At 27.9% G+C, this 15,436-nt stretch carries 12 protein-coding genes and 1 other annotated feature; of the genes, 10 read left to right on the top strand and 2 right to left on the bottom strand.

Going from position 1 to position 15,436, the window contains the following annotated elements:
* The first annotated feature begins 5 nt into the window (after nt 1-5).
* The 5 genes from K0040_RS02095 (at nt 6) to K0040_RS02075 (ending at nt 6,269) form a co-directional block, all read left to right on the top strand.
* Nucleotides 6-1,163, top strand: coding sequence for a dihydrolipoamide acetyltransferase family protein (locus K0040_RS02095; protein WP_228107320.1), 1,158 nt, complete (start codon nt 6-8; stop codon nt 1,161-1,163).
* A gap of 78 nt (nt 1,164-1,241) precedes the next feature.
* Nucleotides 1,242-1,481: a binding site (T-box leader), on the top strand.
* Nucleotides 1,482-1,738: 257 nt separating this feature from the next.
* Nucleotides 1,739-2,863: an alanine/ornithine racemase family PLP-dependent enzyme gene (locus K0040_RS02090; RefSeq protein ID WP_228107319.1), complete on the top strand. Its 1,125-nt coding sequence runs from the start codon at nt 1,739-1,741 to the stop codon at nt 2,861-2,863.
* A gap of 75 nt (nt 2,864-2,938) precedes the next feature.
* On the top strand, nt 2,939-4,318 hold the full coding sequence (locus tag K0040_RS02085; RefSeq protein WP_228107318.1) for a YjiH family protein: 1,380 nt from the start codon (nt 2,939-2,941) through the stop codon (nt 4,316-4,318).
* A 171-nt stretch (nt 4,319-4,489) separates the two neighbouring features.
* The gene (locus tag K0040_RS02080) at nt 4,490-5,893 is read left to right on the top strand and encodes a protein kinase family protein (protein ID WP_228107317.1); all 1,404 of its coding nucleotides are present in this window, start codon (nt 4,490-4,492) and stop codon (nt 5,891-5,893) included.
* Between the two features lie 112 nt (nt 5,894-6,005).
* Nucleotides 6,006-6,269, top strand: a complete 264-nt coding sequence (locus K0040_RS02075) for a transposase (protein ID WP_438948020.1) — start codon at nt 6,006-6,008, stop codon at nt 6,267-6,269.
* 94 nt (nt 6,270-6,363) lie between these two features.
* Here K0040_RS02075 and K0040_RS02070 read toward each other — a convergent pair whose 3' ends face one another.
* Nucleotides 6,364-7,428 (bottom strand): sensor histidine kinase, encoded by a 1,065-nt coding sequence (locus K0040_RS02070; protein WP_228107316.1) that lies wholly within the window; start codon nt 7,426-7,428, stop codon nt 6,364-6,366.
* Entirely contained in the window at nt 7,418-8,095 is a 678-nt protein-coding gene (locus K0040_RS02065) for a response regulator transcription factor (protein WP_228107315.1), read from the bottom strand. Before K0040_RS02065 ends, K0040_RS02070 begins: the two co-directional genes overlap by 11 nt.
* A gap of 192 nt (nt 8,096-8,287) precedes the next feature.
* Between K0040_RS02065 and K0040_RS02060 the strand changes: the two genes are divergently transcribed.
* The 5 genes from K0040_RS02060 (at nt 8,288) to K0040_RS02040 (ending at nt 15,411) form a co-directional block, all read left to right on the top strand.
* Nucleotides 8,288-10,057 (top strand): ABC transporter ATP-binding protein, encoded by a 1,770-nt coding sequence (locus K0040_RS02060; RefSeq protein WP_228107314.1) that lies wholly within the window; start codon nt 8,288-8,290, stop codon nt 10,055-10,057.
* Nucleotides 10,050-11,813, top strand: a complete 1,764-nt coding sequence (locus tag K0040_RS02055; protein ID WP_228107313.1) for an ABC transporter ATP-binding protein — start codon at nt 10,050-10,052, stop codon at nt 11,811-11,813. The genes K0040_RS02060 and K0040_RS02055 overlap by 8 nt, the downstream gene beginning before the upstream one ends.
* Before the next feature lie 252 nt (nt 11,814-12,065).
* Complete coding sequence (locus K0040_RS02050) at nt 12,066-13,406, top strand: protein kinase domain-containing protein (protein WP_228107312.1); 1,341 nt, start codon at nt 12,066-12,068, stop codon at nt 13,404-13,406.
* A gap of 175 nt (nt 13,407-13,581) precedes the next feature.
* Complete coding sequence (locus tag K0040_RS02045) at nt 13,582-14,073, top strand: GNAT family N-acetyltransferase (protein WP_228107311.1); 492 nt, start codon at nt 13,582-13,584, stop codon at nt 14,071-14,073.
* A 105-nt stretch (nt 14,074-14,178) separates the two neighbouring features.
* A complete protein-coding gene (locus K0040_RS02040) occupies nt 14,179-15,411 on the top strand; it encodes a VanW family protein (protein ID WP_228107310.1) in 1,233 nt (410 codons plus the stop codon).
* Nucleotides 15,412-15,436: the final 25 nt, after the last annotated feature.

Here is a 15,436-nt window from a genome sequence, read left to right as displayed (position 1 = left end):
TGCAAATGGCAAATTTATTAGTTTTACCTAAACTAGGTTTAACAATGACCGAAGGAAAAATAGGAACATGGTATGCAGAAGAGGGAGACTCCGTAGAAGAAGGAGATATATTATATGAGCTAGAAACAGATAAACTTGTTAATGAAGTAGAAGCAAAAGAAAGTGGCGTTATCCTTAAAGTATTCGTGGAACCAGGAGATGTTTTACCCTGCTTAGCTCCAGTAGCTATAATTGGAGAAGAAGGTGAAGATATAAGCAATTTGATTCCTAATGAAACAAAAGAAGAAAAAGAAAAAGAAAATATTAATATAGAGAAAAAAATAGTAGAAGAAAAATCAATAGAAAAAAGTGGAGTAGTAATAGCGTCACCAGCAGCTAAAAAGTTTGCAAAAGAAAATTCTATTGATATTAATAAAGTAATAGGAACTGGTCCAAAGGGGCGTATTATACTGGAAGATGTAGAAAAATATATGAATAATAAGCCAGTTTTATCTCAAATAAAAGAAAAAGTAGTTCCTATGAGCCAAATGAGAAAAATAATTTCTAAGAAAATGAGTGAAAGTTGGAATACTTGTCCTGCAGTTACATATGATATAAAAGTTGATTTAAGCAATATATCTAAATTAAGAGATGAGTATAAAGAAAAAAACATAAAGATTTCATACACTGATGTGTTAATTTATATGTTGACGCAAACATTAGAACAATTTCCACTACTTAATTCTTCCATAGATGGAGAAAATATTATTTTAAAAGAAAATATAAACATTGGTGTGGCAGTAGCTACAGATGCTGGATTATTAGTACCAGTAATTAAAGATGCAGATAAGAAAAATATAGAAGAAATATCTTCTCAATTAAAAGAAATATCATCTAAAGCTAAGGATGGGAGCTTGTCACCTGACTATTTAACAGGTGGAACATTTACAATTACTAATTTAGGAATGTATGGAATAGAAAGTTTTTCGCCAATCATAAATTTACCAGAAGTTGCTATTTTAGGTATTGGAGCAATAAAAAAAGAAATAGTAGAAGTAGAAAATGGCTTTGTATTTAAACCTTTTATGAAGTTATGCTTAAGTGCTGATCATAGAGTTATAGACGGTGCAGTTGCAGCACAATTCCTTTCACAATTAAAATCAAACATAGAAAATATGAAATAAAGAATATATAATAAAAAAATAATGTATTGACAATATAAAAAAATACAATTACAATAATAATTAACAAATAAAGATAAATTAAATTCGATGAAAAAGAAAGTAGATATAATTCATGTTTCAGCGAGCTAGGGTTGGTGGAAGCCTGGCAACAATGTTTGTATTGAAGAGAGCTTTGGAGAAGAGTATCTGAATTAATAGTAGGATATTAGGTGTGTCTCGCCTTAAGAGATTAGAGTGGATAAGTTTTATTCGCAGCTTATTTTGAGCATAGCGAATTTTATCAATTAGAGTGGTAACGCGGAATATTTCGTCTCTTGGTTTTTATAGCCAAGGGACTTTTTTGATTGTACAAAAAGTATTTTGTGAGAGCACACAACTTAGAATAAACAAATTTGTCAGTTTGCATCTATTGAAAACTGAAAATTTGCAAAATTCTGAAATGCTAATTGAAAACTTATCAATAAGAGTGGTAACACGGAATATTTCGTCTCTTGGTTTTTGAAACCAGGAGACTTTTTTTGTAGGAAATTATATCTTCAAAGTAAATGAATCTATCAAATAAGGGGGAAAGGATTATGGATACTAAACAACAATATCCACTTTTAGAAATAAATCTTAATAAAATAGCAGATAACACAAAATACTTGGTAGATTTATGTAATGAAAATAACATAAGTATTGCAGGAGTTATCAAAGGGGTAAATGCACAGCAAGAAGTAGTAGATGTTCTAGCAGATGGAGGATGTAAATATTTAGCAAGCTCTAGAATAGAACAACTAATTGAATTAAAAGAACAAAACATTGAAAAAGAAACTATGCTAATAAGAATGCCTATGAAACATGAAGTCAAAGAAGTAGTTAAACATATTGATATATCTTTAAATTCAGAAATAAAAACTATAAACTTGCTAGAAAAAGAGTGCAAGAAGCAAAAGAAAGAACATAAGATAATTCTTATGATGGATTTAGGTGATTTGAGAGAAGGATTTTTTGACAAAGACGAACTTATTGATACTACTTTATATATTGAAAATAATTTAGAATATGTAAAGTTATATGGAATAGGCACAAATTTAAGTTGCTATGGATCAATTAAACCATCCCATGAGAATTTAAGTTATTTGTGTGAAATAGCAGAGGAAGTTGAAAATAAAATTGGTAGAAAGCTAGACATAGTATCAGGAGGGTCAACTACATCACTACCATTATTATTTGATAAGAAAATGCCATCTAAAATAAATAATCTACGAATAGGAGAAGCCTTAATTATAGGCAGAGATTTAATAGATTATTGGGGCTACGATTTAGACAAAATGCACAAAGATACTATGATTCTAAAAGCTGAAATAATAGAAATAAAAGAAAAACCAACTTATCCAATTGGAGAAATGTTCTTAGATGCTTTTGGAAATAAACCTGAATATGAAGACAAAGGCATAAGAAAAAGAGCAATATTAGCCGTTGGAAAACAAGATTTTGTTAATGATAGAGACTTAGTTCCTTTGGAAGATGGAATAGAAATAGCAGGAAGCAGTAGTGATCATCTTATAGTAGATATACAAAACTCTAAGGTGGACTATCAAATAGGGGATATTATCAGCTTTGGAATGTTTTATTCAAATGCGCTTTATTTAACATCATCAAAATACGTAAAGAAACAATATATTCAATTGGAAGAATTGGAGAAAGAATACGCATAGAAATTATAAAAAATTATTGGAATAATTGAAATTATTTTTAAATTACAAAAAAGACAATTATATGGAGGAATTATTATGAATACACAACAAAATTACACGTTAGAACAGTCGAGTGGTATCTTAAGATTTTTAAAGTTTTTTATACCGTCATTATTAGGATTATTTTTATTTATAATACCATTACCTTTTGGAGAAATGTTTAATATGGCAGATGTATCACCAGTAAATATAGGTGTTGGATTTATTTCGGAATTATTAAAACTTGCCATAGGTGATTATATACCAACTATATGCTTAGTAATAATTGTTGGATCAGCAGTTTTATCACTTGGAGCAAAATTTATAAATATAAAAAATGAATTTTTCAAAAACATATTAGATGTACCACCATTTTGGCTATTCTTTAGAATAGTTGGAGCAGTATTTATGGTTATGATATACACAAATGTGGGACCAGAATTTATAATTTCTGAAGATACAGGCCACGTAATCTTAGGAATTATGCCAAGTTTAATAGCTTTATTTTTAATAGCAGGATTTTTACTTCCTTTAGTTTTAGATTTTGGTTTAATGGATTTCTTTGGAACAATGATATCTAAGTTTATGAGAACTTTATTTTTAGTTCCAGGAAGAGCTTCAGTAGATACTTTATCTTCATGGCTTGGAGATGCAACTTTAGGAATAATGATAACGAACACTCAGTATAAACAAGGTTTTTATAACAAAAAAGAAAGTTGTATAATAGCAGTTTGTTTCTCACTAGTATCACTACCTTTTTCTACAGTTATAGCAGACCAATTAGGATTTATGGATAAATTTGTACCATTTTATTTAACAGTTTGTGCAGCTTCACTTGTTTGTGCATTAATACTTCCAAGAATTTATCCTTTATGTAAAATAAAAAATGAAACTTACAACAATATTCCTTACGAAGAAGAAGAGATTAGTGAAGAAGGCGGATTATACAAACAAGGTTTAAATAATGCAATGAATAGAGCTGCAAAAGCACCAACTCTTAATGAAATAATAATAAACGGATTTAAAAATATAGTAGATATATATATAAGTTTAATACCATTAGTGTTAGCTTGGGGAACAATATCTTTAGCAGTGGCTGAGTTTACTCCAATATTTACGTGGATATCTTACCCAGTTATATTAGTATTAGAATTACTTAAAATACCTAACGCTGCTGAGGCAGCACCAGCAGTACTTGTCGGATTTACAGATATGTTTATACCATCAGTAATGGTAAGTGGAGATGGATTTGCAGAAGTAACTAAATTTATAATAGGAGCATTATCTATTTCTCAATTAGTTTATATGACTGAAACAGGCGCAGTAATACTAAAATCAGAAATACCACTTAAATTAAAAGATCTAATAGTTTTATTCTTAATAAGAACAGTAATTTCTCTTTTAGTTATTACACCTATTGCACATATGTTATTTTAGATAAAATATAATAATTTGTAAAAATGAGGGGCAGTGAAAACTGTCCCTCTTATAATTTTTAAATATTAAATTTGTATGTAAAATTAAGGATTATTAATATAAATATTTACAAATATTATTAAATTGGTAAAATTATTATATGAAAGAATTTAGTAATTGAAGGGGAATGCAATGAAGTATTTTAATGAAACATATATAAAAAGAAGATTTGTGACAAGAAATGACTGGGCTGACACATATAAAGCCATTCATTCAAGTACAGAAGAAAAAGTAACACTAAAAGTACTAGTAAGAAAAAGTAATGATGAGGAATATATTAATAATCTATTAAAAGAAGTAGAAATTTTGAAAAATATAAAAAATCCTAATTTGATTAATGTGAATAATATGTTTCAATATAGTGGATGTGGAAAAATATATTACTACGTGGAAGGTGAATATTTTAAAGGAATTTCTTTAGAAGAAAAATTACAATCTGGAAAGTTAGAAGAAGAAGAAGCTATTAAAATAGTTGAAACTGTGGCACAGGGATTAAAAGAGTTTCATAATAGAAATATATTATTTAATAATTTAAGTTTAAGTAATGTATTTATAAATTCTAAAGAAGTAGTTAAAACAGATGTTTTATCATATTTGGAAAATAAAAAATTTGTTGTACTATCTCATGATGAAACTAAAGAAACAGAAGAAACAGTGGAGATAAAGATAGAAAAAAAAGTAGAAGAAATAAGATTTAACCCACAAAAAGATATTCATGATTTGGGAGTTATTTTATATGAACTACTAACTGGAAATCTAAGTTTTGACTCAAATAATTACAAAAGGCAAATTTCAAATGCAAATTTAGTATCTATTGTAGAAAAGGCTACAAATAGCAATTTGGAAAACAAATATAATAACATAAACAGATTTTTAGTAGATCTTAAATCTTACTCACAATATGGAGTACTTAGTGAAGAAAGCTATGACGCAAAAGAAGAAGTACCAAATAAAAAGAAAAGAAAAAAAGGAAAAGTAGGCAAAGCTCTAGGTGTTTGTGCAGTAATCGCCTTAGTAGGTGGAGCTTGTGTATATGGATATGACATAATAGAAAAACACAAAAAAGATGAAGAAGCTAATGCTACAAAAATAGAAGAAACTACTAAACCGAAGGAAGAAGAGAAAAAAGTAGAAGAAAAGAAAGAAGATAAAACTGAAGAATATAAAACTGTAAAACCTGAAAAAAAAGATGATAAATCTACTGATAAGAGTTCATATACAAGTAAATCAAAGAAAAATAATAGTTCAACTACTAGTTCAAAGAAAAACAATAACTCAAGTAGCAGTTCAAGTAATAGTAGCAACAAAAACTCAAATAACAGCAGTAGCAATAATACAAGTAAACCAAATAAGCCAAGTAAACCGAGCAAACCAAGTAACAATGGAGGCTCAGATAACACAACACACAAGCCAGATAATGGAACTGGTAGTGGGGACAAAGATACTGAAGTTAAGCCACCATCAAATGAATCAAATAACAGTAACTCTGGTAGTGAAAATGAAAAACCAGAATCATCTGGCACAGAAACCGAATAATCGGGAATGTAAAATAAAGTGTGTAAGTTGACAAGACTGTTGTCAGCTTATGCACTTTTTGATTATAGAGTGTGATACCATTAAGGAAAGGAACTTAAAAAGATGAGGTACGATACTATGGTTAGAAAAAAACAAAGCTCTAAGAAAAATAATGTATACAACAAATGCTGTTGAAAGTGTTAATTCAAGCTTTAGAAAAGTAACTAAAAAAGGAGCTTTTCCTAATGAAAATTCACTACTTAAATTACTTTATCTTAGGATAACTGAACTTTATAAAAAGTGGAATAATCGTCCAATTTCAAATTGGGCTCTTGTCAGAAATCAATTAGATATGGATGAGAATTTAAAAGAAAGAGTTAAAAAATATCAGTATTAAAAAATCAGGTAGATTAATTTTATCTACCTGACTTATAAAATAAAAACTACTTACACACTTTTATTGACAAACCCCTTTTATTGACAAACCCAATTTATTTTTCTTTAGGAGGAAGTATTATATTAAATGTAGTACCTTCATTTACTTTACTTTTAACACTAATTTCACAATTGCATAGATCAAGAATTCTTTTAACTAAGGTTAGACCAAGACCATTACCTTGAAAACTACGGGATTTATCTCCTTGGTAAAACCTATCAAAAATTCTGCTTTGGACCTCATCAGTCATACCTATACCATTATCACTTATGGAAACAGAAATACCCTTAGGTGTATTATTTAATCTTGTTACAATAAGTCCACCCTCAGGTGTGAATTTAATAGCATTACTAAATATATTCAACCAAACTTGCATTAGCAAATCTTCGCTACCATAATAATTAATTGTTTTAAGATCCATATCTATATCAATATTTTTCTTTGACCACTGGGTTTCCAGTAATATTAAAGCTTGTCTAAGTTGTTCATCTAAAGAAAAATATTTTTTGTCAGGTATAATTTCTTGATTTTCTAGTTTAGATAATTTAAGGATATTTCCAGAAAGAGAGGATAGCTGTCTGGAACTATCTAAAATAATATTTGTATATTCAATTCTTTCATCTTGTGTCAAAGAAGCATCTTGCAATAATGTGGTATATCCTTCAATAGCTGCAATTGGAGTTTTAAACTCATGAGATACATTTATAATAAAATCATTTCTTAAAGTCTCTATACTACTTAATTCCTTCACCATTTTGTTAAAAGACACATTCATTTCTAAAACCTCATGATGAACACTCTTCTCATCTAATCTTATGGAAAAATCACCCTTTGAAACCTCGTTTGTAGCTTCTATTAATTTTTTTACAGGTTTCATAAAATTATTGGCTAAAGCTATGATAATAAAGGTAAAAACTGATGCTAAAGCTATGTCTATTAATATAAATAAAATTAAATCCCAAAAATCGTTTAATCTTTCATCGTTGACTATATTTAGTTTTGTGCCAAGAGTAAAACCTATACTAACTATAAATATTGTAATAGATGAAATTATAAAAATGTTTATTATAAAATTAATCCAAAAGTGTAATGTTTTATTATGCTTATGCTTATGTTTCATTTTTTACCGCCTTATATCCAAGACCTCTAACAGTGACAATTTTAAAATCAGGATTATTTTCAAAATGCCTTCTAAGTCTATTTATATGTACATCTATTGTTTGAGAGTCAGATGGACTATCTAGACCCCAAATCTCATCCATAAGTTGATTTCTGGTAAATACTTTATTTGGATAAGATAATAATTTATATAAAAGATAAAATTCCTTTTGAGCTAGTACTATTGTTTCTTCAAATCTAGTTACACTTAAAGAGTCATAATCTAATATTGTATCTCCTACAACTTGTTTCTTATCGTGAGCAATTTTACTTCTTCTCAAAAGTGCATTTATTCTTAATATCATTTCATTAACATCAATAGGCTTTACCATATAGTCATCTATACCAATTAAGAAACTTTTTTGCTTTGATGTAAAGTCGTCTTTTGCAGTAATCATTAAAATAGGTATTTCTGCATCCATTTCTCTAATTGATTTTGTAAATTCATATCCGTCCATATTAGGCATCATTATGTCAGAAATTATTAAATCCACATGATTATTGTCAAGTATGTCATATGCCTCAATTCCATCATGAGAAGTATGAACATTAAATCCTTGTTTAGATAGTACAGTATAAAATAATTTATTTAAATTTTTATCATCTTCAACTAATAAGATACTAATCATCATATCCCTCCTTTTTTTAATTCTAATTATATTAGATTATGAATATGAGTTTATATTAGATTATGAATATGAGTCAATATTTATAAGGGTGAAATAAAAAAATTCATCTTTGGTTCATCTTTAATTAATCTTTAGTTAATTTTTCTTTTGTAAAATACGAACATAGATTTAAGACAGAAAGGAAGATTAACAATGTTAAAGATATTGAAATATTTAACAAAAAAAGACTGGATGTTTGTACTTTGCAGCTTTTTATTTGTAGTAACGCAAGTATATCTTGATTTAAGACTACCAGATTATATGTCAGAAATAACAAGATTAGTTCAGACACCAAATAGTGAAATGAGCGAAATATTAAGTACTGGAGGTTATATGCTACTGTGTGCCTTTGGTAGTTTAATAGCAGCTTTTATAGTAGGTTATTTTGCAGCCCAAATAGCTTCAAATTTATCATGGAAACTTCGTTCAAGTGTATACGATAAAATAGAAGGATTCTCAATGGCTGAAATTAATAAATTTTCTACACCTAGTTTAATAACACGTTCAACTAATGATATTACTCAAATTCAAAATGTTGTGGCTATGGGGCTTCAATTAATAATAAAAGCTCCCATTACAGCAGTTTGGGCAGTTTGTAAGATTATAGATAAAGGATGGCAATGGAGTAGCGCCACTGGTGGAGCCATATTAGTTTTAGTATTAATTATCTTAGTAATAATGATATTTGCCTTACCTAGATTTAAAAAGATTCAAAAATTAAATGACAGACTTAATTTAGTAACAAGAGAAAATTTAACAGGAATACGTGTAGTTCGTGCATATAATGCAGAAAACTATCAAAATAACAAATTTGAAAATGTAAATGAAGAGATAACTAAAAACAACTTAGTAATAAATAGAGTTATGTCAATAATGCAACCAGGAATGATGTTTGTTATGAATGGGTTAACACTTGCCATATACTGGATAGGTGCTTATTTAATAAATGATGCAGATATTATGGATAAAATGAATTTATTTAGTAATATGATAGTCTTCTCATCTTATTCAATGCAGGTAATAATGGCATTTATGATGTTAACAATCATATTTATAATGATGCCAAGAGCTTCAGTTTCAGCTAAACGTATACTTGAAGTATTAAATACAAAGGAAAGTATAGTTGATGGAGATGGAAAATTTGAAAAGACTTCAAAAACTGGTGAAATAGAATTCAAAAATGTTAGCTTTAAATATCCTGACTCAGAAGGTTCAGACTATGTACTTCGTGATATAAGCTTTACGGCTAAAATGGGTGAAACAGTTGCCATAATTGGATCTACAGGAAGTGGTAAAACTTCTTTAATAAATTTAATACCAAGATTTTATGATGCTACAGAAGGTGAAGTATTAGTAAATGGAGTTAATGTAAAAAAATATAAACAAAAGGAGCTAAACAATCTTTTAGGATACGTTCATCAAAAGGCAGTGTTATTTTCTGGAGATATAACTTCAAACGTAGCTTATGGTAATAATGGCAAGGAAAATTATTCTGAGTTAGACGTGAAAAGAGCTGTGAAAATAGCCCAAGGAACAGAATTTGTTGAGAATATGGAGAACACTTACAAAGCAAGTATTTCTCAAGGAGGAAGTAACGTATCAGGAGGGCAAAAGCAAAGATTATCCATAGCAAGAGCAATATGTAGAAAGCCAGAAATATATATATTTGACGATTCTTTCTCAGCACTTGACTATAAAACTGACAGAAAACTTAGATCTGTATTAAAACATGAAATATCTAATGCTACAAATTTAATAGTAGCACAACGTATAGGTACTATAATTGATGCAGACAAAATAATAGTTCTAGATGAAGGACAAATAGCAGGTATGGGAACTCACCATGAACTTATGAAAAAATGTGGAGTCTATCAAGAAATAGCATATTCTCAGCTTTCAAAGGAGGAATTAGCCAATGCTTAATAAAAATAAACAAAAGTCACAAGGTAGCTTAGGCAACTTATTGGCGTATATGAAAAAATATAGTTTTGCATTAATTTTAGCCTTTATATTTGCCATAGGTGGATCAATAATAACAGTTATAAGTCCAGACAAATTAAGTGAAGTTACTAATTTGATTATAAAAGGAATAGTAGTTGGAATTAACATGGATAAGATATCTAGTATATGTTTAACATTAGCAGGGTTATATGGTGTTAGTGTTGTGTTATCTTATTTGCAAGGTTTTATAATGGCAACAATAACACAAAAGACTACTAAAGAGTTAAGAAGTGATATATCTAATAAAATAGATAAATTACCATTAAAGTATTTTGATAAAACTACTGTTGGCGATGTTCTAAGCCGTATGACTAATGATGTAGATACAATAGGTCAAACTTTAAATCAAAGTATAGGGACTTTAGTAAGTGGAATATCCTTATTATTAGGTTCATTGTATATGATGACAACTACAAACAGAACTTTAACAATTACAGCAGTAGTATCTACAGTAATTGGCTTTGGATTAATGATGTTAATAATATCAAAATCTCAAAAATATTTTGTAAACCAACAACATTATCTTGGAGAAATAAATGGACATATAGAAGAAGCTTATACTGGTCATAGTGTAATAAAAGTATATAATGCAGGTGAAGAAACAAATGAAAAGTTTAAAATACTAAATGATAATCTTAAACAAAGTGCATGGAAATCACAATTTATATCAGGTTTAATGATGCCTTTAATGGCCTTTATAGGCAACTTTGGATATGTGGCAGTTTGTGTTGTAGGTGCAGTATTAGCTTTCAATAATAAAATAAGTTTTGGTGTAATAGTAGCATTTATGATGTATATTAGATTTTTTACACAACCCCTTGCTCAATTTGCTCAAGCAGCCACTTCTCTACAGTCAACATCAGCTGCATGTAAACGAGTATTCGAGTTTTTAGAAGAAGAGGAAATGGAAGATGAAAGTAATAAAGACATATCTTTAGAAAATGTAGAAGGACATGTTAAATTTGAACATGTTAAGTTTGGATATGATAAAGATAAATTAATAATAAAAGATTTCTCTGCTGATATTAAATCAGGACAAAAGGTTGCCATAGTAGGACCAACTGGAGCTGGTAAAACTACTTTAGTAAACTTATTAATGAAGTTTTACGATGTAAATAGTGGAACAATAAAAATAGATGAAGTACCGATACAAAGTTTAAGTAGAGAAAAGGTACATGATTTATTCTGTATGGTACTTCAAGACACATGGTTGTTTGAAGGAACAATTAGAGAAAATATAACTTATAATAAAGAGGATGTGTCACAATCAGTAATAGTATCTGCTTGTAAAGCTGTTGGAGTAGATCATTTTATAAGAACTTTACCTGAAGGGTATGACACCGTATTAGATGATAATACTAATTTATCGGCTGGGCAAAAACAGTTAATTACTATAGCAAGAGCAATGGTGAAAAATGCACCTTTATTAATACTAGATGAGGCAACAAGTTCTGTAGATACTCGTACAGAATTATTAATACAAGAGGCTATGGATAAATTAACAGTAGGAAAAACTTCATTTGTTATAGCTCATAGATTATCAACAATAAAAAACGCTGATGTAATTTTAGTTATGAAAGATGGAGATATTATAGAAAGTGGAAATCATGAAGAACTTTTAAGTGTAAATGGATTCTATGCAGAACTTTATAATAGTCAATTTGAAAAAGCAAGTTAAGTAAATAGAGAGTAGTTATTATGTGTAAAAGCTAATAGCTACTTTTTTACATATTACATTATCCCTTAATAATAAGATTTTTTAATTTAATCTATTCTATGAATCTAAGAAAAATAGAAACTACTACACCTTAATTGCTGGATTTATAATTCAAAGGTTGAGGTGTTTTATTAAAATGTTATAATTATATAGTAGACAAATATTTTATATACAATTATTATTTTATTATAATGATTAAAAAGAGGCGAAGATATGAGAGATTTTAATTATAAATATACAATCAGAGATTTCATTGATAAAACAAAATGGTCAAATGTTTATTCAGGCATAAAGAAAGAGACTAATGAAAAAATAATTATAAATATACTTATAAATTTAGAAGGCAATGAAGAAAATTTAGAATCATTTAAAAAAGAAATAGAATTACTAAGAAACATTAATAGTGAAAATGTAACATCTATAAATCTTATGGACAGTTATATAAAAAAAGACAAAATTTATTATTATATTGAAAGTGAAGACTTTGAAGGTTTAACGTTAGATGAGTTAATGAGAATTAATAAGCTTCACAAAAATCAATGCTTACAAATAATAAGAGAAGTAATAAATGGTGTTAAGGAATTTAATAATAAAAAAATAAACTTTGAAGATTTAACAAGAGAAAATATAATAATAAATGGTCAAGGTGTAATAAAAATTGATACTTTATCATTTATTAATAATCATAGGGGTCATATAAACTGTAAAATTCATGATGCTAAAAATTTTCGACCTAAGGAAGATGTGCAAGCTATAGGAAAAATTTTATGCCAAATGATTACAGGTAAAGAAATATTTAATCCACAAGAAAATAAAAATTTGGATAAGGATATTAGTCAGATTTTAGCTAAAGCTACAAATAAAAAACATATTTCAAAAGATAAATATAGAGATTTAAATGAATTTTTAAATGACATAGATTTATATTTATGTAAGGGAGAATTAATTAATAGTGAAGATGTTAATCTAAAAGACCAAAGTAAATTAAATCCCAATTATAATATTAAAAAATATGTAATTATAGCATGTTCAGTTGTAGTATTACTTTGCACCACGGCCTTTGGAGCACAATATGTAATAAACAAAAATACAGACAATATATCGACTAAAAACACAAGTGAAGCCGTTTATAAAGTGCAAAAAAGTTCAAATGATGAAAGTGACCTAAATTTAACTCCTATTGAAGAAAACATGATCAAACCTAAAGACTCAACTGAAACAAAAAAAGAAGAAAAAATTGATGTTAGCAAAAAGAGCAAGGAAAACATTAAAGAAAATACTAAAAAAGAAGACAAAAAAGAAAACACAAAAAATAAAAAAGAAAATACAAAAAATAAAGAGAAGAATAATAAAGATAAAGAAAAACCAGACAAAGACAATTCAAATAAGGATAAAAATAAAGAAAAACCAGACAAAGATAAAGACAAAGATGATAAAGATGAAGATAAGCCAGATAAAGAAAAACCAGACGATGACAATTCCAATAAAGAAAAACCAAATCAAAATCCAGATGAAGATAAAAACTTAAACAATAACAAGGATGTAGTGGAGTAAGTAATAAAATACAAATAATATTATAAGCTAGTAACGAAATTATTACTTACTAGCTTTATATTATTTGGAATAAATTGTTGCAAGCGAATTTTTTATGAGAAAGAACAAAAAATTAATTTGTGCTATAATTTATAGTACGTAAATATTATAACTAAAAAATTGTAAAGGAGAACTTATGGAGATTAGACTAGCAAATAAAGATGATTTAAAAGAAATAATAAAAATAGAAAGTATTTGTTTTCCACCATCAGAAGCAGCTAGCAAAGAAGTTATGGAAGAAAGATTCAAAGCTTTCGGGGAAAATTTTTTAGTTGCAGTGGAAGATGAAAAAATTGTGGGATTTATAAATGGGTGTACTACAGATAAGGCTTGCCTTCCTGATAAATTATATAGTGACACTACGCTACACAATCCAAAGGGTAAATATCAAACAGTATTTGGTTTAGATGTTTTACCACAATATAGAAACAAAGGTATGGCAGCTATGTTATTAGAAGAATTTATAAAGCTTTCAAAAAAAAGAGGAAAAAAGGGCATAGTTCTTACTTGTAAAGACTATTTAATTCATTATTATGAAAAATTTGGATTTAAACATGAGGGTATTTCAATATCTTCTCATGGAGGATCAAAATGGAATGATATGATATTATTGTTTGAAAAAGCATAAACTTAAGGTTAGTATAAATAAAAATTTAAAATGAAAATAATCATTAGAATATAAAAACTCTCATGGGAAAACATAATTATATAATTTTATAGTTAGGAGAGTAAAATGATAAGACAAAAATGTATTTTAAATAAATTAACATATTTAGTAATGATAATGATTATAGGGTTTTCTTCCCTTGGATTAGCACCAAAAGAAAATGAGAAAAAAATTTATAGCAATATTACGATACAAAATATAGATGTTGGCAAATTAACTGAAGAACAAGCAATAAACAAGCTTAAATCAACCTATCCTTTGAAGGATTTTAATATTACTTATAATAATGAAAAATGGACAATAAAACCTGAAAGTATAGACTTGAATTATCACATAGAAGAAATGGTAAAAGAAGCTCTTAATTATACAAGAAGCAGTTCTACAATAGAAAATATAAAAAGAAAAAGCAAACTTAATTTAAAGATAGAACATAATATTAATTTAAAGGCCACATATGATGAAATAAAATTAAGTAAAAAATTAGAAGTGATTTGCAATAAAATAAATGTAGATGCTGTGGATGCAACTTTTCGTGTTGAACTTAGTGGAGAGTTAAAAGCAACAGAATCAAAAAAGGGTAGGGAAGTTGATTTATCAAGATTAAAAGAAGTTATTTATGATATGATAAATAAAAAGAAAATTGAAGATATTAATTTGCCTGTAATTACTTTGTATCCAAAGATTTCTACAAAGCAAGTTAAAAGTATAAATTCAGTACTGGGAGAATTTAGTACAAGTTTTAACAACTTCACATCTAGAGGAAGTAATATACATGTGGCAGGGCAACAAACCAGTGATATATTACTAATGCCTGGTGATACTTTTTCTTACAATAAATGCACTGGAGCGAGGAATTGGGTTAACGGATACAAAAGTGCTCCTGTAATAGTTGGAGGTAAGGTTACAAATGGAGAAGGTGGAGGCGTATGTCAAGTTTCCACAACAATTTATAATGCAGCCTTAGTGTCAGGACTTACCATAGGCGAAGTACATAATCATTCTCTTCCCTCCATATATGTGCAAAGGGGAAGAGATGCTACTGTGTCTTATGGATATACTGACTTAAAATTTTCTAATCCATTTAATCACCCTGTATATATAAAAAACATAGTTGGAAATGGAGCAATAACTTCAAAAATATATGGATGTAACTTAGATAGAGAAAAAATAATTATAAAAATTGTAGAGGAATATACAAAAAATAAAATTACTGTACAGACATATAGATTATTTTTAGATGAAGAAAATAATATTATGAAAAAAGAGTTAGTTAACACTAGCTTTTATAAACCCAATTAAAAATTTATTTTTTTGTTTAAACTAA

It is taken from the genome of Terrisporobacter petrolearius (assembly GCF_020748185.1).
GTDB lineage: Bacteria > Bacillota > Clostridia > Peptostreptococcales > Peptostreptococcaceae > Terrisporobacter > Terrisporobacter petrolearius.
Note: the sequence above shows the minus strand (reverse complement) of the source record. Positions and strands in the feature narration are given on the sequence as shown.

Bases quoted from the DNA above. Each gene is read 5' to 3' on its own strand.
- K0040_RS02040 (WP_228107310.1), top strand. From the start codon at position 14,179: ATGATAAGACAAAAATGTATTTTAAATAAATTAACATATTTAGTAATG.
- K0040_RS02065 (WP_228107315.1), bottom strand. From the start codon at position 8,095: ATGATTAGTATCTTATTAGTTGAAGATGATAAAAATTTAAATAAATTA.
- K0040_RS02090 (WP_228107319.1), top strand. From the start codon at position 1,739: ATGGATACTAAACAACAATATCCACTTTTAGAAATAAATCTTAATAAA.
- K0040_RS02055 (WP_228107313.1), top strand. From the start codon at position 10,050: ATGCTTAATAAAAATAAACAAAAGTCACAAGGTAGCTTAGGCAACTTA.
- K0040_RS02070 (WP_228107316.1), bottom strand. From the start codon at position 7,428: ATGAAACATAAGCATAAGCATAATAAAACATTACACTTTTGGATTAAT.
- K0040_RS02080 (WP_228107317.1), top strand. From the start codon at position 4,490: ATGAAGTATTTTAATGAAACATATATAAAAAGAAGATTTGTGACAAGA.
- K0040_RS02085 (WP_228107318.1), top strand. From the start codon at position 2,939: ATGAATACACAACAAAATTACACGTTAGAACAGTCGAGTGGTATCTTA.
- K0040_RS02050 (WP_228107312.1), top strand. From the start codon at position 12,066: ATGAGAGATTTTAATTATAAATATACAATCAGAGATTTCATTGATAAA.
- K0040_RS02045 (WP_228107311.1), top strand. From the start codon at position 13,582: ATGGAGATTAGACTAGCAAATAAAGATGATTTAAAAGAAATAATAAAA.
- K0040_RS02095 (WP_228107320.1), top strand. From the start codon at position 6: ATGGCAAATTTATTAGTTTTACCTAAACTAGGTTTAACAATGACCGAA.
- K0040_RS02060 (WP_228107314.1), top strand. From the start codon at position 8,288: ATGTTAAAGATATTGAAATATTTAACAAAAAAAGACTGGATGTTTGTA.